11 protein-coding genes and 1 tRNA gene are annotated in these 13,874 nt (G+C 70.9%); 6 read left to right on the forward strand and 6 right to left on the reverse strand.

Annotation, left to right across the window (positions count from 1 at the left end; genetic code table 11):
• Nucleotides 1–138: 138 nt before the first annotated feature.
• The 4 genes from lysA to AC1DV7_RS08795 form a co-directional block, all read right to left on the reverse strand.
• Nucleotides 139–1,575 (reverse strand): diaminopimelate decarboxylase, encoded by a 1,437-nt coding sequence (gene lysA / locus AC1DV7_RS08780; protein WP_477596610.1) that lies wholly within the window; start codon nucleotides 1,573–1,575, stop codon nucleotides 139–141.
• 3 nt (nucleotides 1,576–1,578) lie between these two features.
• The gene (gene argS / locus AC1DV7_RS08785; protein WP_477596612.1) at nucleotides 1,579–3,225 is read right to left on the reverse strand and encodes an arginine--tRNA ligase; all 1,647 of its coding nucleotides are present in this window, start codon (nucleotides 3,223–3,225) and stop codon (nucleotides 1,579–1,581) included.
• A gap of 10 nt (nucleotides 3,226–3,235) precedes the next feature.
• Nucleotides 3,236–3,640, reverse strand: coding sequence for a response regulator (locus tag AC1DV7_RS08790; RefSeq protein ID WP_477596614.1), 405 nt, complete (start codon nucleotides 3,638–3,640; stop codon nucleotides 3,236–3,238).
• A 131-nt stretch (nucleotides 3,641–3,771) separates the two neighbouring features.
• Entirely contained in the window at nucleotides 3,772–5,277 is a 1,506-nt protein-coding gene (locus AC1DV7_RS08795) for a glycosyltransferase family 61 protein (RefSeq protein WP_477596616.1), read from the reverse strand.
• A gap of 442 nt (nucleotides 5,278–5,719) precedes the next feature.
• On the opposite strand from AC1DV7_RS08795, the gene AC1DV7_RS08800 reads away from it, so the two are divergent.
• The 3 genes from AC1DV7_RS08800 (at nucleotide 5,720) to AC1DV7_RS08810 (ending at nucleotide 9,097) form a co-directional block, all read left to right on the forward strand.
• Nucleotides 5,720–7,738 carry a DUF6541 family protein gene (locus AC1DV7_RS08800; protein ID WP_477596618.1) on the forward strand — a complete coding sequence of 673 codons (2,019 nt, stop codon included), beginning with the start codon at nucleotides 5,720–5,722 and terminating at the stop codon, nucleotides 7,736–7,738.
• 165 nt (nucleotides 7,739–7,903) lie between these two features.
• Nucleotides 7,904–7,978: transfer RNA gene (locus tag AC1DV7_RS08805), tRNA-Arg, on the forward strand.
• Between the two features lie 120 nt (nucleotides 7,979–8,098).
• Nucleotides 8,099–9,097: a hypothetical protein gene (locus AC1DV7_RS08810; protein WP_477596620.1), complete on the forward strand. Its 999-nt coding sequence runs from the start codon at nucleotides 8,099–8,101 to the stop codon at nucleotides 9,095–9,097.
• An 18-nt stretch (nucleotides 9,098–9,115) separates the two neighbouring features.
• Here AC1DV7_RS08810 and AC1DV7_RS08815 read toward each other — a convergent pair whose 3' ends face one another.
• Complete coding sequence (locus AC1DV7_RS08815; protein WP_477596622.1) at nucleotides 9,116–10,150, reverse strand: hemolysin family protein; 1,035 nt, start codon at nucleotides 10,148–10,150, stop codon at nucleotides 9,116–9,118.
• Nucleotides 10,147–11,511: a hemolysin family protein gene (locus AC1DV7_RS08820; protein WP_477596624.1), complete on the reverse strand. Its 1,365-nt coding sequence runs from the start codon at nucleotides 11,509–11,511 to the stop codon at nucleotides 10,147–10,149. The genes AC1DV7_RS08815 and AC1DV7_RS08820 overlap by 4 nt, the downstream gene beginning before the upstream one ends.
• Before the next feature lie 115 nt (nucleotides 11,512–11,626).
• Here AC1DV7_RS08820 and AC1DV7_RS08825 point away from each other — a divergent pair, with 115 nt between their 5' ends.
• The 3 genes from AC1DV7_RS08825 to AC1DV7_RS08835 all read left to right on the forward strand — a co-directional run.
• A complete protein-coding gene (locus AC1DV7_RS08825) occupies nucleotides 11,627–12,634 on the forward strand; it encodes an ABC transporter ATP-binding protein (protein WP_477596626.1) in 1,008 nt (335 codons plus the stop codon).
• Nucleotides 12,631–13,434, forward strand: coding sequence for an ABC transporter permease (locus AC1DV7_RS08830; RefSeq protein ID WP_477596628.1), 804 nt, complete (start codon nucleotides 12,631–12,633; stop codon nucleotides 13,432–13,434). Before AC1DV7_RS08825 ends, AC1DV7_RS08830 begins: the two co-directional genes overlap by 4 nt.
• Before the next feature lie 155 nt (nucleotides 13,435–13,589).
• A partial coding sequence (locus AC1DV7_RS08835) for a 2-oxoglutarate dehydrogenase E1 subunit family protein (RefSeq protein ID WP_477596630.1) occupies nucleotides 13,590–13,874 on the forward strand: 285 nt, incomplete at its 3' end.

Below are 13,874 nucleotides of genomic sequence, written 5' to 3' on the forward strand. Positions count from 1 at the left end.
CCATCGTGACGGGTGACCACTTCGTGGACGCCCATTGTTCCGCCATCCGGACATTCTCCGACCTGGGGCACGACACACCGTCGATTCTGCGCGGTCCGGCGGGTTTCGACGGCGAGTCCTTCCTCGGTGCGGGGTCGGTCAGCCCTGGTCGAGGGCCAGCAGGTCGTCGACCGTCTCGCGGCGCACGAGCACCCTGGCCTGCCCGTCGCGGACCGCCACGACCGGCGGCCGGGGCGTGTGGTTGTACTGGCTCGCCATGCTGCGGCAGTAGGCGCCGGTGCCCGGGACCGCGATGAGGTCGCCGGCGGCGATGTCGTCCGGGAGGTACTCGTCCATGACCACGATGTCGCCGCTCTCGCAGTGCTTGCCGACGACGCGGGCCAGCCGAGGGGTCGCATCCGAGCGACGGCTCGCCAGCGTGCACGAGTAGTCGGCGTCGTAGAGGGCGGTGCGGATGTTGTCGCTCATGCCGCCGTCGACGCTGACGTACGTGCGGGTCACTCCCCCACCGAGGTCGACGTCCTTGACCGTGCCCACCTCGTAGAGCGTGAAGGTGCTCGGACCGACGATGGCCCGGCCGGGCTCGATGGAGATGCGTGGCCGGGGCGTGTCGGGGCTGCCGTCGCCGATGGCCTTGAGCTCGCGCCGCACCAGGTCGGCCATCTGCTCGCCCAGCTCGCGGGGGTGCAGGGGTGTGTGCTCGGAGGTGTAGGCGATGCCGTAGCCCCCGCCCAGGTCGAGCTCCGGCAGGTGGATGCCGTGGACCCGGGCGACGTCGGCGTGCAGCCCGATGAGCCGCCGGGCGGACACCTCGAAGCCCGAGGTGTCGAAGATCTGGGAGCCGATGTGGCTGTGCAGCCCCAGCAGCTCGAGTCGGTCGGGGTGCTCGAGGATGCGGGCCACTGCCTCGGCGGCCCGGCCCCCGGACAGGCTGAAGCCGAACTTCTGGTCCTCGTGGGCCGTCGCGATGAACTCGTGCGTGTGCGCCTCGACTCCGACCGTCACGCGCACCATGACGGGGGCCCGGACCTGCAGCTCCGCGGCGACGGCGGCGATCCGCTCGATCTCCTCGAACGAGTCGACGACGATGCGGCCGACGCCGTACTCCAGTGCCTGACGGATCTCGGCCACCGACTTGTTGTTGCCGTGCAACCCGATTCGCGCAGCAGGGAAGCCGGCCCGCTGGGCCACCGCGAGCTCACCACCCGAGCACACGTCGAGGCACAGGCCCTCGTCGGCGACCCACCGGGCGACCTCGGTGCACAGGAAGGCCTTGCCGGCATAGAAGACGTCGACCCCGCCGAGGTCGGCGAACGGCGCCGCGAACTCGTCGCGGAACGCCCGCGCCCGGGCGCGGAAGTCAGCCTCGTCGACGACGTATGCCGCCGTGCCGAACTCGCGGGCGAGCGTCACCACGTCGACGTCCCCGACGACGAGCCGGCCCGCGTCGTCGCGCGTCACGGTCAGCGGCCAGAGCTGGGGCATCAGCTCCATGACGTCGGTGGGCCAGGGCAGCCAGTGCGGGGGGCCGCCGTAGCCCTCCGCGTGGAGGGCGCCTGCCTCGTGAGCGCGCATGGGCTACATCCTGTCGGGTGCGGAGACCCCCAGGAGGTCCAGTCCGTTGGCCAAGACCTGCCGGGTGGCGTCGTTGAGCCACAGCCGCGTGCGGTGCAGGTCGGTGATCTGCTCGTCGGCGGTCATCGGCCGGACGCGGCAGGTGTCGTACCACTTGTGGAAGTGGCCTGCAAGGTCCTCGAGGTAGCGGGCCACCCGGTGTGGCTCGCGCAAGTGGGCCGCCTGGGCGACGACGCGGGGGAAGTCGCCGAGGATGGCGAGCAGGGACGCCTCGGTGGGGTCCGTGAGCAGCGACGGGTCGAACCCGTCGGCGCGGTCCACGCCGTCCTCGCCGGCCAGCCGGGCGACGTTGGAGGTCCGGGCGTGGGCGTACTGCACGTAGAAGACCGGGTTGTCGTTGGTCTGCTTGCGCAGTTCCTCGCCGTCGAGCGACAGCGGGCTGTCGGCGGGGTAGCGCGAGAGCGAGTAGCGGATCGCGTCGGTGCCGATCCAGCTGATGAGGTCACGCAGCTCGATGATGTTGCCGGCCCGCTTGGAGAGCTTGGCGCCGCCGAGGTTGACCAGCTGGCCGATCTGCACCTCGATGTTGCGCTCGGGGTCGTCGCCGGCGCAGGCAGCGATGGCCTTGAGCCGGTTGATGTAGCCGTGGTGGTCGGCGCCGAGGAGGTAGATCTTCTCGTCGAAGCCACGGTCCTTCTTGGACAGGTAGTAGGCGGCGTCGGCGGCGAAGTAGGTCGGCTCACCGTTGGCGCGGATGAGGACGCGGTCCTTGTCGTCGGTGAAGTCGGTGGTGCGCAGCCAGATCGCGCCGCCCTCGTCGTAGACGTGGCCCTGCTCGCGCAGCCGGTCGACCGCCTGCTCGACCGCCCCGGAGTCGTGCAGGGCGGCCTCGGAGAACCACACGTCGAAGTGGACGCCGAAGTCGGCGAGGGTGTCCTTGATGTCCTGCAGCTGGGCGTCGTAGGCCACCACCCGGGCCGCAGCCAGAGCCTCGTCGGCCGGGAGCTCCAGCAGGTCGGGGCGGGCGGCCAGCGCCTGGGCGGCGAGGTCGTCGATGTACGCCCCGGGGTAGCCGCCCTCGGGCGTCGGCTCGCCCTTGGCGCTGGCGAGCACCGAGGCCGCGAACTTGTCCATCTGCGCGCCGGCATCGTTGATGTAGTACTCGGTGGTCACGGTCGCCCCGGACGCCTTGAGCAGCCGGCTCATGGCGTCACCGAGGGCAGCCCAGCGGGTGTGGCCCAGGTGCAGCGGCCCGGTCGGGTTGGCCGAGATGAACTCGACGTTGATGACGTGGCCGGCCTCGGAGTCGTTGTGCCCGAAGGCCGCCCCAGCCTCGACGATCGTGCGCGCGAGCTCGCCCGCGGACGCGGCGTCGAGGGTGATGTTGAGGAACCCCGGCCCGGCGATGTCGACCGCCTTGACCCCGGACACCTGGCCGAGGCGCTCGGCGAGCTTCGTGGCGACGTCTCGCGGCGGCATACCGGCGCCCTTGGCGAGCTGGAGGGCGATGTTGGTCGACCAGTCGCCGTGGTCACGGTTTCGGGGACGCTCCACGCGGACCTCCGCCGGCACGTCCACGCGGAGGTCACCGGCGTCGACGGCGGCGGTGAGTGCGGTGCGGATGGCTGCGGAGAGCTCTTCGGGAGTCACCCGCGCAAGTCTAGGGCGCCTGCGAGCGTGCCCTGCCCTCGGCCAGGAAGCGCCCGACGAGCCGCACGAGCTCCTCGGGGTCGAAGGGTTTGGAGACGAACGCGTCGAGTCCCGAGCCCACGGCCTGGGCGCGGTCGTGGACCTGCACCGAGGCCGTCACCATGACGACCGGTATGGCGGCCAGCCGCGGGTCCGCGCGGATCCGGCCGATCGCCCACCACCCGTCGCGGGGCGCCATCTGGGCGTCGAGCGTGATCACGCCGGGCAGCTCGTCGGCCTCGTGGAGCTGGTCGAGCAGGTGCTGCCCGTCTGCGGCCTCGACGACGTCGTAGCCCTCGAGCTCGAGGTTCAGCCTGATGAGTCGCCTGATCTGCTCGGTGTCGTCGCAGACGTAGACGAGTCCCCCGCGTTCCATGGAGGTCACCCTAGGCTGCGAACGGCCCTGATGAGACGTCTTGGTGCACCCTGGGTCTGCTCCCCCCAGGATCCCGTGAGTCCCGTTGCCGGCTCCGCGCCGAGGTCGTCGAGACCAGCCACCATTCGCGGCTAGCCCAGTGAGGCGAGAAGCCCCTCGAGCTCGCTGCCGTTGCGGTCGAAGTCGAAGCTCCAGTCCGACGTGAAGGCCTCTTGGGTCCAGCCGCGCGGGGGGTGGTAGATGTCGGGAGCGCTCCAGAAGTAGTCCGTTCGACCTCCCAGCAGGGACGCGAACAGGTACTCGTTCCGGGCGGTGTAGGCCTCGTGGGCCAGCACGATCAGCTGGGTCAGCCCCTCGGCATACATGATGTTGAACATCGCAGAACCGCCGAAGCCGGCGACGACCTTCGCGTTCCGGAACGCTGTCGCCTGTTGTGCCAGCGAGAGGTCCTCCGGGTAGACGACGGTGAACCCGTGGCGACGGAAGACCTCCTCGACCTTCGCGCCGTTTCGGCAGGACCTGGCCCCTCCGGGCTTGCGCGAGACAAAGATCCGGGCTGCCTCGAACCCGGGATCCTCGGCGAGGTTGCTGCTGATGCGCTTCCAGACCTGCGCCATGTCCGGGTGGACGTAGTGAGGGGGGCTGTTGTGCCACATGGGCGTCGCCCCGATGACATTGTTGAGCCAGACCGGGCCGTCGACGCAGACCATGTCCTGCTCATCGATCCCGTAGGCGCGGAACAGCTTGCGCTCGAGCTGCGAGTCCCGGTCCTTCGGGTTGCGAGTCCTCCAGACCGCCTTGAGCTCCGGGAACTGCCGCTTGGCCTCGTCCCAACCCCACAGTCGCGACAGGACCTCGGTGGTGATGTGGCCGAAGTGCCCCGGGAACGGCGAGTCGAGGTGGTAGTAGACGCCCTCCAGACGAGCTGCCGGCAGGTGCTTGCGGGACAACGTGCCGAACTGGCGGGTGCTGTCGAGGACCTTGTTGTGCTGCAGCCGATGGTGCAGGTGGTGACGAAAGGTCTCGGGCAGCATCGTCCCTTCGGTGAACAGCAGCGAATGCGTGGCCATCCCCAGGTGACCCGTGTAGATCCGCATGCGCATGTCCGGGTACTTGAGGGTCGGCTCGAGCCACCTGATCTCGGTCTGGGCCCTGTGCGACACCAGCTCGGTGCGAACGTGGAACTCGCCTGCCGGCAGCTTCACCAGGAGCCTCGACGTGGCCGACTCGTCGCGGGTGGGGAGCAGGCGATCCACCTCGTGGTCGCGGAGCTTCAGGTAGTGCCTCCCCTTCTTCTCCACCACGAGCGCGGGTCCGGAGGAGCTGACTGCTTCGATGGCGGGTTGGGCCCACGTCTCGCCGCGACCCTCCATCACGAGTGCCAGCTTCGCCGTCAGCGGGTTCTCGCCCCCGTGCAGCGAGACGTAGACGCCCTTGTGGCGAAGGTGCAGGAAGAGAGTGGACCAGGTGGTGTCATGAGGGAGCCCGTCGGCCCGCGAGACGTCGACGATCGCGTCGAACGGGCCGAGGCGCTTGAGCTGCCAGTCCAGGTCGACGAGCGTGTCCGCCTCGATGTGCGAGACCCCCGGGCGCTGGAGCTCCCCGTCAGTCGGGCTCTCCGGCGAGAGCACGACCACCCGCACTCCTTGGCGTTCCAAGGCGGGCGGCGGGGCGCCATACCCTCGCAGCCGGTGGTGCACACCGCGCACTCGACTGGCGAGTCCCCTCCGCGCGACGTGCAGCCGGGTCCGTCGTCGTGTTCCAGCAGTCTGGATCGCGTCCAACACCAGCCTGACGTCGGCTGCAGCGGCCTGGGAAGCGACGATCGCAACGTTGCTGAGATCTCGTCCCTCGAGTGCCGTCCGCACGTCCACGGGACGACAGCCTGCCACGTTTGGCACGTGCGCTCGACCTGGGTCCGCGCCACCGGCAGCCGGGTCTGCGAGCACCCGCTCCGTCATCCCCGATCCGCTTGCTCCGTCTGGCAATCGGCGTCCCCGATGGTCAGCCCACGGAGCCTCCCCGCGCACGCCGGTGGTGCCGGGCGGCCGGGTCAGGGCGCAGAGTAGGGTTGCTCGGGTGATTCCAGGCAGCACGTCGTGGCTGGAGCTGGTACCCACGGTCCTCCTGGCTGCTGCCCTGCTGCTCGTCCCCGGTGCCGTGACAGCTCGCGCCGCCGGTGCCCCGTTCCTCACCGCCCTCTCCGTCGCCCCCGTGGTCAGCACCACGATGCTCGCCGGAGTCGCTGTCGCCGCCGCGTGGCTGGGCGTTCCTTGGGGCCTGGCCCCCCTCGCAGCCGGGGTCGTCGGGGTGTGGCTCTGCGCAGCGCTCGTCGGCCGGGCCTTGCGTCGGCGCTCACGGTCGACCCACCGAGGAGAGGATGCGCAGGGGCCGGGCTCGCAGGCTCGCACGGATCGCCTGGTGGGCTGGGCGACGGCCGGTGGTGTCGCCGTCGCCGGCTTCCTCGTGGCGGCGGTTCTCGTCCCACTCTCGGTCACCCCGGACCACTTCCCGCAGCATCCGGACACCATCTTCCACCTCGGTACGGCTCGGTGGATGGTCGAACATCGAGACGCGTCCGTTCTCCACGCAGACGGGTTCGTGTCGGGTACCGGCCCGCAGACCTACCCCGCGGCCTTCCACGTCGTCACCTCGACCACCGCCCTGCTCGGTGGCACCAATGTCGTCGTGGCCACCTCCGCGTGCGTGCTGGTGATGGCGGCCGTCGTGTGGCCCCTCGGCATGATGCTCCTGGGACGGGCGATCTTCGGCTCCCGTCCCGAGGTGGTCATGACGACGGCGGTGGCCAGTGTCCTGTTCACGGCCTTTCCCTTCGCCCTCATGGGTTACGGCGTCCTGTGGCCGAACCTCTTCGGCCAGGCGCTGCTTCCGTCCACGCTCGCCCTGGCGACAGCCGCGATCGCCCGCTTCGCCCCGCACCGCGACCCGGTCCTTCGGCCCGTGCCCGCAGCGGCCCTGCTGCTCGCGGCGCTCCCGGGGCTGACGCTGGCCCACACCAACGCGACGGTCTCGTTTCTCGTCCTCGCCTACCTCGTCGCGGCCCTCGCAACCCTTCGCAGGGCCTGGGAGGTGCGGACGAGACCGGTCCGGTCGCTCGGGCTCGTCGCAGGGCTCGTCATCGCATCGGTGGTTGCTGCCGCGGCGGCCACAGCCGTACGACCTGCGTCGATGGTCCGTTACCGACCCCTCGGCCCTGAGCAGGACCTGCGGGCGGCTCTGGTCGACACCGCCTTCTTCGCTCCCCGTCAGGGCCTCCCCCTGGTCCTCCTGTCGATCGTCGTGGCGCTCGGAGCGGCAGCCCAGCTGCGCCGGCACCGTGGCGCGGGCTGGGTGGTGGCCGGACTCGCTCTGTACATGGGCATGTTCCTGCTGAACATCGCGGTGGACTCACCGACCGTCCGCTACCTGACGTGGCCCTGGTACAACGACCCCGTGCGACTGGCGGCCATCGGCGTCCTGCCCGCGGCGCTCTGCGCCTCCGCGGGCCTGCTCGCACTCGGGACGCTCGCCGCGCACCCTCTCCGGAGCAGGCGTTGGGCGCCGGTCGCGACCACCACCGTTGTCCTGGCCGCGCTCGTCCTCGTCACGCGGGGCTATGTCGGCGCACATCGCGACTTCGTCGACGGCTACTTCTCCCCGCCAGCCTCGCGTTCGTGGGCCAGCGACGGCGAGCTGCGCGCGCTGAACCGGATGGCCCGGCACATCCCACCGGGTGCCGTGACGGCCGCGAACCCGTGGAACGGCGCCACCTACCTCTACATCACGAGCGGGCGGCGCCTGCTGGTGCCGACGGAAAAGGCGCTCACGCCCGGGGACCGAACCCTGCTCGCGGCACAGCTGGACCGGGCCGGCACCTCCCCCGAGGTGTGCGACGCCGCACGACGACAGCACGTGGAGTATGCGATCACCGGAGGGCAGCCCTTCGCCGCGGCGGGAGCCAGGCGACTGGCGCAGTACCGCGGGATAGACCGGGTGGGTCAGTCGTCGGCCTTCCACCTCGTCGCCGAGGAAGGTCCGTACCACCTGTACGTCCTGACACAGTGTGCCGGCGACCCGCGAGAACCTGCAGGTGGTTAGGGACGGCAGCCACCGCCCCGGCGCTGAGGTGGGTCCAGCTCGCTGCTAGGCTCTGCCGTTCCACCCTCGGGACCGATGCCCCGGGTGGAGACCGCAGGTCAGCAAGCAGGCGTCCGCAGGCTGCTAACCTCTGCGGGCGCCCCCTGCCCGGGAGCGCACCGTGTCGCCCCCGTAGCTCAGGGGATAGAGCACCGCCCTCCGGAGGCGGGAGCGCAGGTTCGAATCCTGCCGGGGGCACCACGCGTCGAAGGGGTGGGAGACCGCCCCTTCGACGCGTTCAGGGGCCGGTTTCCCACCCTCTCGGCGATACCTGTGGATGACCCCAGAGCCGTATGCCGCGCCTCCAGCATGCTTCGTGCGATGCCCCGCCGTCCTTCCGACCTCCCCGCCGCGCTGACCAGCGGCGCCTTCACCCCGGCGACCGCCCGCCTCGAGGGCGTCGGCGAGAAGCGACTGCGCCACCGTGAGCTGCTGCGGCCGCTGCACGGGGTCCGCCTGGCCGCGACGCCCCCGTCAGAACTGCGCCGCGGCGAGTCGGACGTGCAGCGTCGCACTCGGGAACTCGCCCGGGCTGCCGCGCTGGTCCTGCCGGCTGACGCGGGCTTCTCGCACTGCACCGCTGCGCTCCTCCATGGCCTCCCGCTCCCCCGACCACGCGAGCACGTGGAGCCTCTGCACGTCATACGGCACAGCGGTCGCAACCCCGTGGACCGGCCGCAGGTCAGCGCACACAGGGGGCTCGAGCTACGCACGGTCTCGATGCGAGGCACCCTGCGCGTGGTATCCGAAGCCGACACCTGGGTCGACCTGGCCATGCTGCTGGGTGTCCAGGACCTGGTCGTGGTCGGCGACCGGGTGGCCCGACGCGCCGACTCCGTCGAGCCACTCCACGAGGCCCTCGCGCGGCGCGGCAGCCCCCGAGGCGTCGTCAGGTTGCGCGAGGCGCTGCGCTGGGTCCGGGTCGGCTCGGACTCCGGCATGGAGACCCGCTCCAGGCTGCTGTTCTGCCGGCACGGACTCCCCGAGCCTGAGCTCAACGCCACGCTGACGGCGGCGGACGGTTCGGGCTTCCTCTGCCGCAGCGACTTCGTCTGGCGAGAGGCCAAGGTGATCGGCGAGTACCAGGGCGACGCGCACTTCGGCAGCTTCGAGCGCGGCGATGACGACATCGCGCGTCGGCTGCTGGCGGAGGACGACGACTGGAAGTACGTGGAGATGACCAGGAACGACTACTTCAACCCTGCGCGTCGCATGGCGCTGCTGCGACGCCTGGGGCGCTACCTAGGCGTCGAGGAGGTGGCAAACCGCCCCCACCCGGTCTGGTCAGGGCGGTTTGCCACCGCGTCGGTGCGGTGCTGACCGGCTCAGGGAAGCCGGTCAGCGCTGGGAGGCGTCGGTGACCTCGCCGACGAGCTCCTCGATGACGTCCTCGAGGAAGACGACGCCGATCGCGGTGCCCTCGGGGTCGACGACCCGGGCGAGGTGGGCCCCGGTGCGCTGCATCGTCCGCAGCACCTCCTCGACCTCGTCGGCGGCCTGCACCGTCGCGAGCTTGCGCACCCGCTTGACCGGCACCGGCAGGCCACGCTCGATGTCGTCCGCGTAGAGCACGTCCTTGAGGTGCAGGTAGCCCGCCAGCTGCCCGGAGCGGTCGAGCAGCGGGTAGCGCGAGAAGCCGCGCTTGGCGACCAGCCGCTCGACGTCGTCCGGCGTCGCGGTGATCGGCAGGGTGACGAGGTCCGCGAGCGCGACCGCCACGTCGACGGCGTCCTTGTCGCTGAACTCCAGCGCCGCTCCGACGAGCCCGTGCGGGCCCTCCTCGATGAGCCCCTCGTGGTGGGACTCGGCGAGGATGTGCTCGACCTCCTCGGCCGTGAACGCCGACGCGATCTCGTCCTTGGGCTCGATCCCGAACAACCGGACCAGCCCCTTGGCGATCGACTCCATGACGGTGATGACCGGCCGGATCGCCTTGGTGATGAACAGCAGGGCCGGAACCAGGACCAGCGCCGAGCGCTCCGGACCCGCGATGGCGAGGTTCTTGGGGATCATCTCGCCGACCACGACGTGCAGGTAGACGATGATGAGCAGCGCCAGGGCGAGGGCCACGCCGTCGGTGACGCCCTCCGGCAGGCCGAGGTGGTGGACGACCGGCTCGAGGGCGTGGTGCAGTGCCGCCTCGGAGATGGCACCGAGCAGGACCGAGCAGACGGTGATGCCCAGCTGGGCGCAGGCCAGGAGCGAGCCCATCTGCCCGAGCGCGTCGAGGCAGATCTGCGCGCGTCGTGACCCGTGCGCCGCCAGGGGCTCCAGCGCGGACCGCCGGGCTGCCATCGCCGCGAACTCCGCGCCGACGAAGAACGCGTTGACCAACAGGAGCAGGATCGTGCTCCAGACCGCGAGGGCGCTCATCGGCCGGCCTCCGACGGCCGGTCGCCGGCGGCCGGGCCAGCGGAGACCTCGTCCCCCGCCTCGGCCTCCGGCACCGGCACGAACCGCAGCCGGTCGGCACGCATGCCGTCCATCGCCAGCACGGCGATCTGCCAGCCTGGGATGGTGACGACGTCGCCCACCGCGGGGATCCGTCCGAGCTCGGCCATCACGAAGCCGCCGGTCGTCTCGTACGCCGGCCCGTCCGGCACCTCGGCGCCCAGCCGCTCGCGGACCTCGTCGGGGCGCCACAGCCCCGGGACGGTCCACGAGCCGTCGGTGAACTCGCGACCGATCGTGCGGAACACGTCGTGCTCGTCCGACACCTCGCCGACGATCTCCTCGACGACGTCCTCGAGCGTGACGACCCCGGCGGTTCCGCCGTACTCGTCCACCACCACAGCCAGCTGGAGGCCGTGCTCGCGAAGCATCAGCAGCAGCGGGTCCAGCCGGATCGTCTCGGGCACGAGCAGCGGCGGCACCATGAGGGCCGACACCGGGACGTCCGGACGGCGCTCGTGCGGGACGGCGATGGCGCGCTTGACGTGCACGATGCCGTCGATGTCGTCCCAGCCCTCGCCCGTCACCGGGAACCGCGAGTGGCCGGTGCGACGGGCGAGCTGCAGGACGTCCTCGGCCGTGGCGGTGCGCTCGATGGAGGTCGCGCGGGCCCGCGGACTCATCACGTCGGCCGCCGTCTGCTCACCGAAGTCGAGGGACTTCGTGACGAGCCGGGCCGTGCCGGCGTCCAGGGTGCCCGCCTCGGCCGAGCGGCGCACCAGCGAGGCCAGCTCCTGGGGCGTGCGAGCGCCGGAGAGCTCCTCCTGCGGCGTGATGCCCATGCTGCGCAGGAACAGGTTGGCCGAGCCGTTGAGCACCGCGATGAGGGGCCGGGCCACGAGGGCGAACACGCGGACCGGCATGGCGACCACCTTGGCCGTCGACAGCGGCGCGGAGATGCCGAGGAACTGCGGCAGCAGCTCGCCGAAGACCATCGAGAACAGCGTCGCGAGGACCAGGGCCAGCACGGCGGAGACCGAGTCGAGCGTCCCCCCGCCCAGGCCGACGGCCCGCAGTGGCGTCTTGAGCAGCTCGCCGATCGAGGGCGTCGCGATGAACCCGAGCACCAGAGTGGTGAGGGTGATCCCCACCTGCGCGGCGGACAGCTGGGTGGACAGCCGTCGCAGCGACCCCAGGACCACCTCGGCCCGGATGTCCCCGGCGTCGATCGCCTTCTGGACGGTGGGCCGGTCGAGTGCCACCAGCGAGAACTCGGTCGCGACGAAGACGGCGGTGCCGATCGTCAGCCCCACCCCGGCGAGGACCATCAGCCATTCGGTCATAGTGCGCTCATCCTAGGTCGCCGCCGTGTGCCGGTGTGACGCGCCAGAACCCGCTTGACCCTCACGCGGCGGGAGTTGACAGACTGTGGTGCATGTTCACGAAGCAGGGGGCCCCATGACCACACCGACGACGACAGCCAGACCCCGTGAGGGTGCGCGCATCGAGATCCGCGACCTCACGAAGCGGTTCGGCAGCTTCACGGCGGTCGACAACCTGAGCTTCACCGTCGACCCGGGCCGGATCACCGGCTTCCTGGGGCCCAACGGTGCCGGCAAGACCACCACGCTGCGCATGCTGCTCGGCCTGGTCCGGCCCACGGGCGGCGCGGCGACCATCGGCGGCCAGAGCTACCACGACATCGCGACGCCGACGGCAGTCGTCGGATCGGCCCTCGAGGCCACGAACTTCCACCCCGGCCGCACTGGCCGTGACCACCTGCGCGTCCTCGCCGCGACGGCAGGCGTCAGCAACGCGCGGGTCGACGAGATGCTCGAGCTGGTCGGCATCCCCGCCGCCGCCCGCAAGCGCGCGGGTGGGTACTCGATGGGCATGCGTCAGCGGCTCGGACTGGCGGCCGCGATGCTGGGCGACCCGCAGGTGCTGATCCTCGACGAGCCCGCCAACGGGCTCGACCCCGAGGGCATCCGCTGGCTTCGCGGCTTCCTGCGCCACCTGTCGGCCCAGGGCAAGACCGTGCTCATCTCGAGCCACATGCTGCAGGAGGTCGAGCAGACGGTCGACGACGTCGTCATCATCAGCAACGGCCGGCTCGTCAAGCAGGGAGCCATGAAGGACCTGCACGGCGACGCCCAGTCGATCGTGCGCACCACGGACGCCGACGCGCTCGCCGGTGCCCTGCGCGTCGCCGACGTCACGACGTCGGTCAAGGACGGCGCGCTCTACGCCGACACCTCGGACCTGCGGCTCATCGGTGACGTCGCACTGCGCGCGGGCCTGCCCATCTACGAGCTGCGCGGGGCGACGACCGACCTCGAGGCGTTGTTCTTCGAGCTCACCGAGGGCACCAACCGCAACCTCGGCCAGACACCCGGCTTCCCGACCGCCGAGGGGGCACCCGTCGAGCGGGACGCCATGGCCGGACACGAAGGGGGCAACGAATGACCAACGCCATCAGGGCCGAGTTCCGCAAGTTCTTCACCACCCGGATGTGGTGGGGCATGGCCATCGCCATCTTCGTGGCCGGCGCCGGCCTGGCCGTCGCCTTCGGCTTCTTCCTCACCAACGGTGACGTGTCGAGCGGGGCCGAGGGGGCTCCGGTCGGCGATGCCGAGCAGATCGCGAACAGCGTCTACACCAGCGGGTTGTCCGTGGGCTACCTGTTGACCCTGGTCATCGGCGTCATGCAGATCGGCAGCGAGTACCGCCACAAGACGATCACCGGCACCTTCCTCGGCACCCCGAAGCGGGCCACGGTCATGGGCGCCAAGGTCATCTCCCTCCTGGGGATCGGTGCGCTCTACGGCCTGATCTCCCTGGTGGGGTCGGTCGTCGCGGGGTCGATCGTGCTCAGCGCGCGAGGCTTCGAGGCGTTCCCGACCGCCGGGGTCTTCAGGACGCTGGCGCTCAGCCTCCTCGTCCTCGGGCTCTGGGCGCTCATCGGCCTCGGCGCCGGCATCCTGATCCCCAACCAGGTGGCGGCGCTGCTCATCTCCGTGGGCGTGGCGTGGATCGTCGAGCCCATTGCCTCGATCCTCCTGGGCCTGTGGGAGTTCGGGCGCGAGCACATCGTCCCCTACCTGCCGTCCGGCGTCACCGCGGCGATGACCAATGGTGTGAGCCAGGGCGGCGAGAACGCCGTCAAGCCGCTGGCCTGGTGGGCGGGTGCACTCGTCCTCGCTGCCTACGCGGCCGTGATGGCCGGTCTGGGTTCGTGGCGCACGGTGCGCGCCGACATCAGCTGACGCCCCTGCCGGGTATGTCGTGGGGSCGGKTTCCGKGCGGAAACCGGCCCCACCGCATACCCCGACCTGCCTCCCCGGCCCGGCACGGACGGGGATAGGCTGGGACCAGCCGTTTGCTCCGTCATTGTCGACGCTACGAAAGAGGCGTATCCGCCGTGCCCGACCAGTCCCCGACCAACGACCCCATGGCGGCCTTCGGGCCGAACGAGTGGCTCGTGGACGAGCTCTATGAGCAGTACAAGACCGACAAGAACTCCGTCGACAAGGCGTGGTGGTCGTTCTTCGAGGACTACCAGCCGGCGGGTGGTGATGGCCCCAACGGCGCGACGGTGAACGGCACGACGGCCGCCCCCGCCCAGGGCGCACCGGCGGCGAGCGCCCCGGCAGCCGCGACGGCCCCGGCCCAGAGCGCGCCGGCAGCGAGCTCCCCGGCCCCGGCA

Source organism: Pedococcus sp. P2_E4, from assembly GCF_056403935.1.

Bases quoted from the DNA above. Each gene is read 5' to 3' on its own strand.
- AC1DV7_RS08820 (WP_477596624.1), bottom strand. From the start codon at position 11,511: ATGACCGAATGGCTGATGGTCCTCGCCGGGGTGGGGCTGACGATCGGC.
- AC1DV7_RS08790 (WP_477596614.1), bottom strand. From the start codon at position 3,640: ATGGAACGCGGGGGACTCGTCTACGTCTGCGACGACACCGAGCAGATC.
- AC1DV7_RS08830 (WP_477596628.1), top strand. From the start codon at position 12,631: ATGACCAACGCCATCAGGGCCGAGTTCCGCAAGTTCTTCACCACCCGG.
- AC1DV7_RS08825 (WP_477596626.1), top strand. From the start codon at position 11,627: ATGACCACACCGACGACGACAGCCAGACCCCGTGAGGGTGCGCGCATC.
- AC1DV7_RS08815 (WP_477596622.1), bottom strand. From the start codon at position 10,150: ATGAGCGCCCTCGCGGTCTGGAGCACGATCCTGCTCCTGTTGGTCAAC.
- lysA (WP_477596610.1), bottom strand. From the start codon at position 1,575: ATGCGCGCTCACGAGGCAGGCGCCCTCCACGCGGAGGGCTACGGCGGC.
- AC1DV7_RS08810 (WP_477596620.1), top strand. From the start codon at position 8,099: ATGCCCCGCCGTCCTTCCGACCTCCCCGCCGCGCTGACCAGCGGCGCC.